The sequence below is a fragment of the Emticicia sp. W12TSBA100-4 genome (assembly GCF_040253585.1).
Taxonomy (GTDB): domain Bacteria; phylum Bacteroidota; class Bacteroidia; order Cytophagales; family Spirosomataceae; genus Emticicia.
The window spans coordinates 160,397-174,196 of sequence record NZ_JBELAU010000004.1 but is presented as its reverse complement, the minus strand read 5'-3'; the positions used below and the strand labels follow the sequence as shown (position 1 = coordinate 174,196).

Genomic DNA, 13,800 nt, shown 5'->3' with positions numbered 1-13,800 from the left:
ATCAATGACAGACTATTATAAACAATCTTTAGAACATTTACGAATAGTTTTACTCGAAAATCAATATGATTTTTGGGCAAATTGGCTGTCCGAAGACATAGAAAATTGGGAAAAAACTAAAAGCACCGAGCATCATCTAAGAGCTTATGGCGGAATGGGTTCGTTTAATGATGTAGTGATTGGCAACCAAGATTCGGCAGGTTTGTGGCAAGGCCAAGTATTCGGAATGTTACAAAGTTTGGCTTATGGTTTGGCCAGTGGCGAAGTTTTAGAGGATATTCTTGCTCGTAACAATACTACTTCTACTCAAATAAGCGGTTGGCGATGCCAAGATTGCGGAGCAGCTCGCATCAATTCTATTGATATTGAGCGTTTTTTGTGTGTAAGTGTTTTGCCACAAATATTCGCTAATTACTTAAAAAACAATAGATTAATAGAACTACTCAACACTAATAAACTCATCTCATCAGAGGACATTAGCAATCGAAAAACAGCAATCGAACGATTATTTGGGCAATCAAACATTGAAATTACCAGCGAAAATAATTGGCTTTGGACTTGCCCAAAATGTGGTAGTGAAAAGGTCTGCTCATACCGATGGGAAATTTTGAACAATGAAACAAAAATCATCGAATCTGATGATAATTTGGAGATAAAAGGACAAAAATAGAACGCATATTTTTAAGATTGTTATGATTTTTTTGGTTAAAAAACTATAATCGTACCCCATCAAAAATCGTAAATCACCTCATCCTCCAATAAATTTATACAAATATGGTGCTTTATTGGCAGCACCTGTCATTTTCTTTTCTATACGTTCTAAAATTCCTAAGCCGAGCATTTTTCTCTGAAAATTTGACCTAACCAGTTTTTCGCCCAAAATCGTTTCGTAGAGATTTTGTAATTCATTCATCGTAAAAGTTTCAGGGAGCAAATTAAACCCAATCAACTTATCATCAAGCATCATACGTAGAGTTTCGAGAGCCTTCCGGAAAATCTCGTTATGGTCAAACATCAAGGTTGGTATTTTATCCAAATCATACCATTCGCAAGAATCCGACAACTCATCAGGGCTTGGTGTGGCTTTCGAGAAATCAATCAAAGCATAATAGCCAATTGAAATAAAGCGATTCAATAAAAAATTATTAGGTTTCATTTCAATACCACACCCCGCCATAATTTGTTTGTGAGTCTCGTCATTTCTCCGACTTTTATTTCCAAATACATGAAACTGCTCTAAATAAATATTTCTCAACCCTGTTCTTTCTTCCAGAATTCTCTGAGCAGCATCTTCCAAATCCTCATCCATGTTTATAAATCCACCTGGAAGAGCATAGTAATTGGTGTTTTTATACTTCAAAAGTAAGACTTTAAGCTGGTTATTATGGAAGCCCAACGTCACACAATCAATCGAAACACTTGGCAAAAGGCGTGGTTTACTCTCCCAATATTCTTTAAGGTCAGTATTTTTAGTCATAAGAGTTTAGGTTTATACAAAAATAAAGAATTATTTGTAATATTCAAAGAAAGCACCTATCATTGTATCAAATTGGTACAATAACTATATCACCTAAAATCCAACAAATCCTTTAAAAAAGCCTATTTGTCGAGTACTTTAGATGATGTGCCGATTTCTGTATTTTCAAAAAAATCTTATTTGCATTTTTGTTTATTCAAACATCTTCAACCATTTACTCCGAACACATGAATCTAAGTTTACCCTATCTAAAGAAAATGAAACAAATCAAAAAAGCCTTGCCGTGCATCTTTGCGGCACTCACTGCCATAAGCAGCTTCGAAGTAATGGCTCAAAAAGCCCCCGACGAAAATCGCTTTACAAAAGTAGTTTTGGGCGAAAAGCTCGACGAGCCAATGGAAATGACTTTGCTAAAAGACGGACGAGTTTTGTTTGTAGAACGCAAAGGTGCATTGAAACAATACAGTCCAGAAACTGGCGAAATCAAGACCTTGGCAACCATTCCTGTTAATACAAAATATACAAATGCAAAAGGCGTAAAACGTGAGGCAGAAGAAGGTTTGATGGGTTTGATTCATGACCCCAATTTTGAGCAAAATCACTGGATTTATATGTATTATGCAGACCCTGACGTAAACCAGCACGTATTGGCTCGTTGGGAATTGCGTGGTGAAGAACTCGTGGCAAGCTCAAAAAAAATAATTTTGAATGTGCCAACCCAACGTGAAGAATGTTGCCACACTGGCGGTGGAATGGTTTTCGATAAAGTAGGAAATCTTTATTTGACTGTAGGTAATAACACTTCAAACAGTGGAACTCCAGGCTACGCAAACCTTGATGAAAGAAAAGGTTGGGAATATTGGGACGACCAACGTGGAGCAGGAAATACAAACAGCTTAACGGGAAAGATTTTAAGAATTAAGCCAGAAGCCGATGCAACTTACTCAATTCCAAAAGGAAATCTATACGAAACTTTGCCAAACAATGGCGATGGTTTAGTAAAAAAAGAAATCTACACAATGGGACACCGCAACCCGTGGAGACCTACGATTGATAGCAAAACTGGCTATTTATATTGGGGAGAAGTTGGCCCAGATGCTTCGGTTGACTCGGAGCAAGGCCCACGTGGATATGACGAATTTAACCAAGCTCGTAAAGCAAGCAACTTCGGTTGGCCATATTTCATCGGTGATAACAAAGCCTATGCTGATTGGGATTTTGAAACGGGCAAACCTCGTCCAAACTCTACTTATGACCCAGCAAAACCTGTTAATGATTCGCCAAACAACACTGGTCTAAAAAACCTTCCTCCTGCTCAAAAAGCATTCATTTGGTATCCGTATGGTATTTCCGAAGAATTTCCGTTGGTTGGAAGTTCGGGGCGTAGTGCAACGGGTGGACCAGTTTTCCACAAAGCCGATTTCCCTACTGGAAAAAGAGTTTTCCCTGACTATTACGAAGGGAAATGGTTAATTGTTGAGTTTATGCGTGGCTGGATTATGTCAGTAACGATGGACGAAAACGGCGACTATAAATCAATGGAACGTTTTATGCCAAATACTGATTTCGGTAGTGCCATTGACATGGATTTTGCACCAGATGGAGATTTATATGTGCTTGAATATGGCTCAGCTTGGTTTAGAGGTAACGACAATGCCAAACTGGTAAAAGTAGAATATAATGGCGGTAATCGTATGCCTAAAGTAGTGGCTAAAGCCGATAATCTGACAGGTTCTGCACCATTGAAAGTCAATCTTTCATCGGCTGGTACAAACGACCCAGATGGGGATAAACTGACATACTTATGGGAAGTAAAAAGCAAAGCAGGCAAAAAAGTTTTCAAAACTGAAAATGCAACTGTATTGCTTGATAAAGCAGGAATTTATGATGTAACGTTGAGCGTAAAAGATGGCAAAGGTGAAGAAAACAGCGAATCGCTCGAAATAAAAGTTGGAAACGAACCGCCAGCAGTAGCTTTTAATATCAAAAAAGGAAACAAAACTTTCTATTTCCCAAATAAACCAATCGACTATGACGTGACGGTTTCAGATAAAGAAGATGGTAGCTTGACAAACGGAAAAATCAAACCAGACCAAGTAGCCGTAAGTATTGATTATATGCCAATTGGCTACGATAAAATCGAGGCTTCACAAAATCACCGTGGCGTTGATGCAGTAGCATTTGCTTCTATGGGCGAGCGTCTGATGGCCAAAAGCGACTGTAAATCTTGCCATATTGTTGATGTAAAATCAGTTGGGCCGAGCTTAAAAGATGTAGCAAATAAATATAAAGGCGATAGCAAAGCAGTTGAATACCTTTCAAAGAAAATCATCAATGGTGGTGGTGGTGTTTGGGGCGACCACGTAATGGCGGCTCACCCACAAATTTCGACAGCCGAAGCAAATATCATGGTTGATTATATCTTGAATATCAACGAGCCAAAAACGGCTAAATCAATGCCAACACAAGGTAGTTATTCTACCAAAATACCTGACGGTCAGAAATCAAACGGAACGTATATTTTGCGTGCAGCTTATAAAGACAAAGGCACGAAAGTGATGAAATCGTTAGCTACCGAAGATGTAGTTGTCTTGAAAAACCCAACATTGAACCCAGAATTAGCCGATAAATCGAAAGGAACACAGTTGGTAATTACCCCAGGACGCTCTTTCTCAATGGTTGGTGATAAATCTTATTTGGGTTATACAAATGTTGATTTAACAGGCATCAACGAAATTGAAGTTACTGCTCAAGCACAAACACGTGTAGGTGCAGCAGGTGGTGTTATCGAACTTCATCTCGACTCGCCAACGGGTGCTTTGATTGGAACAAGCGATAAAATTGAACCAAGAGAAATGCGAATGGGACCGCCACCAGCTCAACCAGCAGCCTCGACAACTGGCGTTCCAGCCGCTGGAACGCCAGCCACAACACCACCAGCTCGTCCGAACATGAATAGCAAACTAAAAATAAGCGTTCCTCAAAATGCAGGTCAACACGATGTGTATTTGGTTTTCAGAAATGATAAAGCAAAAGATACGCAAATCGTAATGGCTGTATCGGCAATTGAGTTTAAAGCCAGCGAATAATAAACCCTAAGATAAATACAGTACCGAGAATTGGGCCTAAAAACCCAATTCTCATTTTTCAAGCCTCCTCCTCCCACCCTTCCAAAGCAAAAATTACGAACAAAACTTTAATTACTAACAATAATGATGCAAAACAGACGAGAATTCCTTAAAAACACAGGAGCTTTAGCACTTGGTGGTTTGATGCTACCAAACTTAGCTGATGCTTTTATTGACCCTAAAAAAGTAAAAAACTTTGGTGTTCAACTCTTTACCACAATGTCAGTAATCGACAAAGACGTTGAAGGAACTTTAAAACAAATTGCCGATATCGGTTATAAAGAAATCGAATCGGCATTTAGCATGAAAGGTGGTTTTTATGGCATGAAACCTAAAGAATTTGCCAAATTAGTTTCAGATTTAGGAATGTCGTGGCAAGCACACCATGTGAATGGAGCTCCATTCAACCGTCCAGCACCACGCCCGTCGGCGGATGGAAGCCCATCACCAGCTCGTCCAGCTATGCCACCGATGAAAAACTTACTCAATAACACACAAGAAATTGTTGATGAAGTAGCCGAAGGTGGAGCAAAATATTTGGTTTGTGCCAGTATTCCTGTCAATAAAATGGAGGAGATAAAGCTTTCGCTCGAAATTCTTCAAAAGGCAGGCGAAGCTGCCAAGAAAGCAGGCCTAACTTTTGTTTTCCATAATCACACAGCCGAGTTTGAAACCATTGAAGGTCAACGCCCTTTCGATATGATGGCTTCGCAAATTAGTGCCGATTTACTTAAATTTGAACTTGACCTTGCTTGGGCAACCAAAGCAGGTGTAAATATTCCGGAATTATTCCAAAAACACCCAGGTCGTTTCCCTCTTTTCCACATCAAAGATTTGAATAAAGAAACTCAACGACCAGTAGAAGTTGGCACTGGATATATCGACTTTAAGCCAATTTTTGCAGCAGCCAAAACTGCAGGTGTAAAACATTATTTCGTAGAGCAAGACGGAGCTCCATCTCCAGTAAATAACCTTACAACCAGCTTCAATAATTTGAAGAAAATTGTAGCGTAATTTTATATAACGTATTATCTCCCCTCCTTTTTTCAAGGAGGGGAGACCGACGCTCGGTGGCAAAATTCTGACAAAGTCGAATTTTGACGGGGTGGTTTATTCTTAGTTCAAAACTTTTAAACTAACTCTACGCTAATTAATCAGGCACCCCTCCTTGAAAAAAGGAGGGAAAATATAGACTCAAAAATCTCCATCTATTCACCCTATAAAAAATATCAAAATGAAATCAAATCGTAGAAATTTCATTCAAAAATTAGGTCTAAGTGCGACTGGCTTGGGTACCGTAGGCTTAGGCCTTGGTTCTACACTTACTTCTGAAGCTAAGGGTTTTAAACCTAAAGAGAAAGAAGACGAACAAGTGCTTTTTGTTGGTGATAATATTGCGGTTGCCAACACTCAATATGGTAAAGTAAGAGGTTATATTTTGCGAGGAATCCATACATTTCTGGGAATTCCTTATGGAGCAGATACTTCGGGCGAAAACCGTTTTATGCCTCCCCAAAAACCAAAACCTTGGACGGATATAAAACCAGCAGTTTGGTGGGGAAATTCTGCTCCACAAATCATGGAAAAACGCTACGCCAACGAGTACGCTTCGTTTGTTGACCACTGGAACTATGATGATGTAAGTGAAGATTGTTTGAGAATCAACGTCTGGACACCAGCACTTGACTCGAAAAAACGTCCTGTAATTGTATGGCTACACGGAGGTGGATTTGTAAACGGAAACGGCATTGAGCAAGATGGTTACCACGGCGAAAATATCAGTCGTTTGGGCGATGTAGTTTTCTGTTCGCTTAATCATCGTTTGGGAGCTTTGGGCTTTACAAACTTAGCCAAAGCAGGTGGTGATAAATTAGCTGCTTCAGGCAATGTAGGTATGCTCGATATTGTGGCAGCTCTCGAATGGGTTCGTAATAATATTGCCAATTTTGGTGGCGATGCTGGCAATGTAACCATTATAGGGCAATCGGGAGGTGGTGCAAAAGTTTGTACGCTTACTGCCATGCCATCAGCAAAAGGCTTATTCCATAAAGCGGTAGCATTGAGTGGTTCTTCGCTCAATGGTTTATCGAAAGAATATTCTGAAAAACTGGGCGAAATGGTACTAAAAGAAGCGGGTTTAGGTCTGGATGAAATAGGTAAATTACAGCAAATTCCGTGGAGAGAGTACATTGAAATTGCCAATCGTGCTGCCACCAAAATGGCCGATGAAGCCAAACGCATGAATCTTGCTCGTGGAGGTTTTGCTCCAGTTGCCGACGGGCGTTTCTTAGATGAAGGTACATTTTATGCAAGCAATTCGCACTTTTCGGCCGATGTACCTATGATTATCTGTACCACTTTCAATGAGCAATCTCCGAGTAGAGTTGATTCTTCACTCGAAAATATTGCCCTTAATGATGTAAAAGAAAAACTCAAGTCTCGTTTTGGCGAAAAAACTGGTGAAATTGTAGATAGTTACGCCAAGGTTTTCCCTGATAAAAAACCTGTGGAAATTTGGTCAATGGTAATGAGTAATCGCAAAGGTGCAATTGCCACAGCCGATGCAAAAGCCAAACAAAAAGCACCTGTGTATTTAGCATGGTTTGGTTTCCAACCTCCACTCTTTGATGGTCGTATGCGAGCATTCCACTGCGATGATATTTGTTTTTGGTTCTATAACACCGATCTTATGCTTACTCACACAGGCGGTGGAGCAAGACCAAGAAGACTTTCAGAAAAAATGGCAAAATCATTCTTGAACTTTGTTCGCACAGGAAATCCAAATGGTGGAGGATTGCCAAATTGGGCAAGATATACTTCCGAAAAAGGTGAAACCATGATTCTGAATGATGAATGTATTTTGAAAAATGACCCTGACCGTGAAGCAAGAAAGGCTTTGAGTTAGGATAAATCTTAGTAAATTCTATCAAATTATTCATTGCCGTCTGCTTTAGCTGACGGCAATGAATTAAATAAATGAATTAAAAAATTAAACATAATTATTAAAAAAACTGTATTTAGCATAAAATACCGACAATAAATCTACTATATTTGATTTTTATTCAACCTCATATTACTATACAATGAAACGTTTTCTTTGGCTATTTTTATTGATAGGCTCTTTCGCTACTTATGCCCAGCAAGGAACTATTAAAGAAAGCCTAAAAATCAAAAGTAGCACCCTCGGCAAAGATGTTGAGTACAGCATTTATTTGCCTGCCGACTACGACAAAACCAATCGTCAATATCCAGTTCTTTATCTACTTCACGGCTACACTGATGACGAAACTGGTTGGACTCAATTTGGCCAAACTCCAGAAATTGCCGACCGCACCATCAACAGTGGCGAAGCTCCACCAATGATTATCGTCATGCCAGATGCTGGTGTGAGTTGGTACATGAATACTTTCGATGGCAAAACCAAATTTGAAGATTTCTTTATCAAAGAATTTATTCCTTACATCGAATCAAACTATAGAATTCGTGCAAAAAAAGAGTTTAGAGCAGTAGCTGGCCTTTCGATGGGAGGTCTCGGAACGCTGCTTTATGCAACCAAACACCCCGATATGTTTGTAGCGGCAGCTCCACTTAGTGCTGCTATCTGGACTGATGAAGAAGTTGTTACACAAAATGCTGATATTAATCGCTGGAATAACGTTTTTGGTGATTTATATGGCAAAGACTTAAAAGGGAAAGAGCGTCTGACCGACCATTACTACAAAAATGCTCCAATAAAAATCGTAGAAACAGCCAATACTGATGATTTGAAGAAAGTAAAATTCTACATTGATTGTGGCGATGATGATTTCTTAATAAAAGGCAATATGGCACTTCATGCCATGATGATTGACAAGAAAATTCCGCACGAATTTAGAGTACGTGATGGCGGGCATACTTGGTCATACTGGCGTACTGCATTGCCCGAAGTTCTGAAGTTTGTAGGAGACACCTTTCACCGATAAATCTAACTTTGGATGATATAATAAGTTCATATAACCTAATTCTAAAATTCACTCATTCAATCACCCTATCATTACAAAACAAAACTTATATATATGAATCGTAGAGAAGCCATACAGAGAGTAACTTACCTACTGGGGGGAGTTTTATCAGCACCATTAATGGCAGGTGCTATGGGAGAAGTGCTCAACACTGGCGAAAGTGTTGCTGTAACAGCCGACCAAACAGCTTTATTGGCCGAAGTTGCCGATATTATTATTCCAACTACTGGCACACCAGGAGCAAAAGCAGCTGGTGTTGAGAAGTTTATTGTGCGTGTCATGCGTGATTGCTACGAAAAAGCCGACCAAGAAAAATTCTACGCTGGTTTAGCAAAACTTGATGCCGATAGCCAAGCCAAATTCGGTAAAGGTTTTGTAGCCTTGCCTCTCGACCAAAAAAACGAGATGGTCAAACAAAGTACAGTTGATAATAAAGCATTCTTCTTGACTATGAAAGGCTTAACCGTAACGGGCTATTTTACCTCAGAAATCGGAGCAACGCAAGCATTAGAATATCTCCCAATTCCAGGTAAATTCGAGGCTTGTATTCCTATCAAACCAGGACAAAAAGCTTGGGCAATATAATTAGATAAGAGATTCGAGATAGGAGATTTGAGAGTAAAAACTCCGCAATTTATCATGTCTCGTATCTCAAATCCAGTATCTCACATCTATCATCTCAAATAAAAACAATGGCAAACTTAAATATAGATTTAATCAAAGACCAAACTTACGATGCCATCGTAATTGGCTCGGGAATTTCGGGCGGATGGGCAGCTAAAGAACTGACAGAGAAAGGAATGCGAGTATTGATGCTCGAAAAAGGCCGCCAACTCGACCACGTAACAGGCTACGAAAATGCAATGAAAGCTCCGTGGGAAACCCAATACAACGGTCGCCTAACAATTGCTCAAAAAGAAAGTCACCCAAAACTCGCTCGTGATTATCCGTACAACGAAATGACCGAAAAGTATTGGATGAATGACTCTGATGCATTATACAAAGAAGTAAAGCGTTTCGACTGGTATAGACCAAATATTGTTGGAGGAAAATCAATCATGTGGGGGCGTCAATCATATCGTTTGAGCGACCTTGATTTTGAAGCAAACTTAAAGGAAGGTATTGCCATTGACTGGCCAATTCGCTACAAAGACGTTGCTCCTTGGTATTCTTATGTTGAAAAATTTGCAGGTATTTCGGGCGAAAAACTTGGCTTACCGCATTTACCTGATAGTGAGTTTTTGCCCCCAATGGAAATGTATTGCGTTGAAAAAGAAGTACGCAAACGTATCGAAAAAAACTTCCCAGGACGTGTAATGACCATCGGACGTGTAGCTAACCTATCGGAAGCTCGTAAAGAGCAACTCGGTGTTGGTCGTGCAGGATGTCAGTACCGAAACAAATGTTCATTAGGCTGTCCTTATGGTGCATATTTCAGTACACAATCTTGTACATTGCCTCCTGCTGCAAAAACTGGTCGCCTAACACTTCGCCCCGACTCTGCTGTTAAAGAAATTTTATTCAACGAAAAAACTCAGAAAGCCACAGGCGTTCGCATCGTTGATACCCAAACGATGGATGTTCGTGAGTTTTATTCAAAAATTATCTTTGTTTGTGGTAGCACAATTGGCTCAACGGCCTTGATGCTCAACTCTACTTCTAACCGTTTTCCGAATGGTTTTGGTAATGATTCTGGGCAATTAGGTCATAATTTGATGGACCACCATTTCAAGATTGGTGCTTCGGGTATATGGGAAGGAGATTTGGATAAATATTCGTATGGCCGTCGTGCCAACGGAATCTACGTGCCACGTTACCGCAATATTGGTTCTGATAAACGTGATTATTTACGTGGATTTGGCTACCAAGGTGGTGCAGGTTCGGGTCGTCAAGGCTGGCAACGAAATGTAGCCGAATTAGGCTTTGGAGCAGATTTTAAAGAAGAACTCACAAAACCAGGCCCGTGGACAATGGGCTTGAGTGGCTTCGGTGAAACACTTCCATACTACGAAAACCACATGTATCTTGATAAAAACGAAAAAGATAAGTGGGGAATTCCGTTAGTAGTTTTTGATGCCGAATTGAAAGAAAACGAGAAGAAAATGCGTGTTGATATGCAAAACGATGCGATTGAAATGCTCGAATCGGCAGGTGTGAAAAACGTAAGGGGCAATAATGCTGGCTCATTTTTGGGTATGGCCATTCACGAAATGGGAACAGCCCGCATGGGTCGTGACCCTAAAACTTCGGTCTTGAATGGCAATAACCAAGTTTGGGCAGCGAAAAACGTTTTCGTAACTGATGGCTCGGCAATGGTTTCGGCTTCTTGCGTAAATCCTTCACTTACATATATGGCACTCACCGCTCGTGCGGCCGATTTTGCAGTAAAAGAGTTGAAGAAAAAGAATTTGTAATAGATTCTTCTAATATTTTAAGGAAGCCTTCGCTTTGAGCGAAGGCTTCCTTTTGTTTTGGACATTAGTAAGTTAAAAGTTAAATTTGAGATAATTTCATAATCAAAAATCACACGCATGAAGTTTTTTAAGATAGTAAGTTATTTTTCATTTATTAGTTTATTATTCACGCTAAGCTGTAAAAAGCAATCAGAAGGAGAAAAATTGGCTCAAACTTATTGTGCTTCGTGCCACCTTTTTCCAGAACCAAACTTACTCGATAAAAATACTTGGAAGAATAATGTCTTGCCAGTAATGGCTCAACAACTGGGCTTACAAATTGTCAACGGCGAAGCATACCCAGATATTCAGAAAGGTGATAATGGAAAATTTGAGAGCGTAGCCAGTATCACGCCCGAAGAATGGGCAAAAATTGTGGCTTTTTATGGAGAAAATGCTCCCGAAAAATTACCCAGCCAAGGTCGTGAAGCAGTTTCTGCTATCACTAACTTGTTTTCAGTAAAACCCATTGCTATTCCTCAAAGTAGCTTTCCATCGCTTACTTACATAAAAATTGATAGTGCAAATCAGCAAATCTATGCTGCCAGTGATTCGATGTTGAGTATTTTTGATAAGAAAACCGCCACTATCTTAGCTCAAAAAGTAAAACAAACCATTGTTAACATTGATTTTGGAAATACGCTTCAGAAGGCAGGAAATCGAGCTGGTTTCTTGACAAATATCGGCATCTTAAACCCAAATGATTTAGCCAAAGGCTCGATTCATAGCTTTGATTTTGATGGGAAGACCAATTTCAAAAATACAAGAATACTTCTTGAAAATCTTACTCGTCCCGTACAAAGTATTTCTATTGATTTAGATAAAGATGGACTCATCGACCAGCTCATTTGTGGCTATGGAAATAAAAACGGATCTTTAGTTTGGAATAAAAACGTAGGTAGTAACAAATTTCAAGAGCAAATAATCAGACCGTTTCCAGGTGCCATAAAAGCATATATTGATGATGTAAACAAAGATGGTTTGCCTGATATTTGGGTGCTTTTTGCTCAAGCACAAGAAGGTATTTTTCTGTTTACGAATAAGGGAAGAGGGTCGGGAGGCGTTCCTCTTTTCGATACTAAAGAGATTTTACGTTTCTCGCCTGTTCATGGTTCATCTTTTTTTGAATTGGTTGATTTGAACAAAGATGGCTACAAAGATATTCTCTACACCAGTGGCGATAATGCCGATTATACCACGCACGTACTCAAGCCTTATCACGGCGTTTATGGCTATTTGAATGATGGCAAAAACAACTATAAACAAGTATTTTTCTACCCAATCAATGGCTGTTTTAAAGCATTAGCTCGTGATTTTGATAAAGATGGAGATTTAGATATTGCTACGATTGCTTATTTTCCTGACTTTAAAAACCAGCCAAAAGAAGGCTTTGTTTACCTCGAAAACAAAGGAAAATTTGCTTTTTCGGCTACATCAATAAAAGAAGTAAATGCAGGAAATTGGCTCGTAATGGACGCCGCCGACCTCGATGCAGATGGTGATGAAGATATTGTACTGGGCAATTTCGACCGCAAAAAACGTGGAGCAATAAACGAATCTAAAAAAGATACTGCGGTATTGGTTTTGATGAATAGGTTGAAGTAAAAAAATTGTAGGAACGTCCAAATTGGACGTTCCTACGGGCGGTCTATCAAGTAAATATTTTCATCAAGCCAATAACTCCTTCGCATAAGCTATACATTTAGCAACTTCTTTCACGGCATTTGAGCCTTCTGGAATTTCGTATTCTAACTCAACCGTTGCTGGAAACTTGTATTTCTTAGTTTTCATCAAAGTCAAAATTTCTCTGAGTGGTGTATCGCCTTTGCCCCATGCCAAGTTTCCTTTGCCATCAGCCGTGCGGTCTTTGATGTGCATACTCGTAATGCGGTCATGTTTTGCTTCGATTAATGCCAATAATGACTCTTTTGTATTCTTTCCACCTACTGCAATATAATGTCCACAATCAAGGTTGAGCGAGTTATACGGTGATTGGCTCAGGGCTTCGTCCCAAAGTGTATCTGTTGCCTGTAAGTGAGCATGATATCCCACATAAACCTTATGTTTTGAACCAAAATCTCCCAAACGCTTGGTTTGAGCCGAGTCAGTTGGCAATTCTAAAGTTACCGATGTTGCTCCAAGAGCTTTGGCAGCCTTCATACCATATTCAATTTCAGCATCTGAGTTATTAACGCCAAAAGCATTGGGTTTGAAAGCATAAATCGTTACGCCAGCGTCATTAAATTTCTTACGAACTTCTTTAAACTTATCCATCGAGGCAGTTGCACGCCATGCAGCAACACTTTTATTATATTCAGCCATTTGAGCTTTTTGCTCTTCTGTCATTTGTGGGCGTTGTGGTGGTTGGCCAGCAGTTTGGCGTGGCGGAGGCCCCATTCTAAACGGATTCGGATTTTTAGGTTTCCCTGCAAAATCTTCGGCAGGGTCGCCCATCATTTCGATAGCACTAACACCAGAATCAATACAAAACTGCAATAATTGGTCAATATCGTGCGGCATACTTCTAAATGAGTATGTAATCGCTCCAATCTGTACGCCATTAAATTTTGAATTAGGTTTATCGAGCCAATTAGTAGAGCGTTTGTTCAACACCAAGCCAAGTGTGGCCATCGGTGCAATTGCCATGAAATCACGGCGAGAAAGTTGATTTTTCATAGTAAAGTTATAAGTTTTGAATAGATAGTAGAAACAAAAACTGCTGCAAGTCTAATGACTTACAG

General features: G+C 39.7%; 10 protein-coding genes. 8 read left to right on the top strand and 2 right to left on the bottom strand.

From position 1 onward, the window contains the following. Nucleotides 1-4 precede the first annotated feature (4 nt). The gene (locus ABR854_RS06465; protein WP_350264562.1) at nucleotides 5-670 is read left to right on the top strand and encodes a DUF6966 domain-containing protein; all 666 of its coding nucleotides are present in this window, start codon (nucleotides 5-7) and stop codon (nucleotides 668-670) included. 78 nt (nucleotides 671-748) lie between these two features. Here the strand turns inward: ABR854_RS06465 and ABR854_RS06460 are convergent, their stop codons facing one another. Next, a complete protein-coding gene (locus ABR854_RS06460; RefSeq protein ID WP_350264561.1) occupies nucleotides 749-1,477 on the bottom strand; it encodes an NUDIX hydrolase in 729 nt (242 codons plus the stop codon). 257 nt (nucleotides 1,478-1,734) lie between these two features. Between ABR854_RS06460 and ABR854_RS06455 the strand changes: the two genes are divergently transcribed. From ABR854_RS06455 to ABR854_RS06425, 7 genes are all read left to right on the top strand, one after another. Beyond that, the gene (locus ABR854_RS06455) at nucleotides 1,735-4,566 is read left to right on the top strand and encodes a PQQ-dependent sugar dehydrogenase (RefSeq protein ID WP_350264560.1); all 2,832 of its coding nucleotides are present in this window, start codon (nucleotides 1,735-1,737) and stop codon (nucleotides 4,564-4,566) included. Between the two features lie 123 nt (nucleotides 4,567-4,689). Then, nucleotides 4,690-5,619, top strand: a complete 930-nt coding sequence (locus tag ABR854_RS06450) for a sugar phosphate isomerase/epimerase family protein (RefSeq protein ID WP_350264559.1) — start codon at nucleotides 4,690-4,692, stop codon at nucleotides 5,617-5,619. Between the two features lie 220 nt (nucleotides 5,620-5,839). Next, nucleotides 5,840-7,510, top strand: coding sequence for a carboxylesterase/lipase family protein (locus ABR854_RS06445; RefSeq protein ID WP_350264558.1), 1,671 nt, complete (start codon nucleotides 5,840-5,842; stop codon nucleotides 7,508-7,510). A gap of 178 nt (nucleotides 7,511-7,688) precedes the next feature. Then, the gene (locus ABR854_RS06440) at nucleotides 7,689-8,567 is read left to right on the top strand and encodes an alpha/beta hydrolase (RefSeq protein ID WP_350264557.1); all 879 of its coding nucleotides are present in this window, start codon (nucleotides 7,689-7,691) and stop codon (nucleotides 8,565-8,567) included. Nucleotides 8,568-8,660: 93 nt separating this feature from the next. Then, a complete protein-coding gene (locus tag ABR854_RS06435; protein ID WP_350264556.1) occupies nucleotides 8,661-9,191 on the top strand; it encodes a gluconate 2-dehydrogenase subunit 3 family protein in 531 nt (176 codons plus the stop codon). 107 nt (nucleotides 9,192-9,298) lie between these two features. Continuing rightward, on the top strand, nucleotides 9,299-11,020 hold the full coding sequence (locus tag ABR854_RS06430; RefSeq protein WP_350264555.1) for a GMC oxidoreductase: 1,722 nt from the start codon (nucleotides 9,299-9,301) through the stop codon (nucleotides 11,018-11,020). Between the two features lie 117 nt (nucleotides 11,021-11,137). Continuing rightward, nucleotides 11,138-12,664 (top strand): FG-GAP repeat domain-containing protein, encoded by a 1,527-nt coding sequence (locus tag ABR854_RS06425; protein ID WP_350264554.1) that lies wholly within the window; start codon nucleotides 11,138-11,140, stop codon nucleotides 12,662-12,664. 63 nt (nucleotides 12,665-12,727) lie between these two features. On the opposite strand, the gene ABR854_RS06420 is transcribed toward ABR854_RS06425, so the two are convergent. Beyond that, nucleotides 12,728-13,735: a sugar phosphate isomerase/epimerase family protein gene (locus ABR854_RS06420; RefSeq protein ID WP_350264553.1), complete on the bottom strand. Its 1,008-nt coding sequence runs from the start codon at nucleotides 13,733-13,735 to the stop codon at nucleotides 12,728-12,730. Nucleotides 13,736-13,800 lie beyond the last annotated feature (65 nt).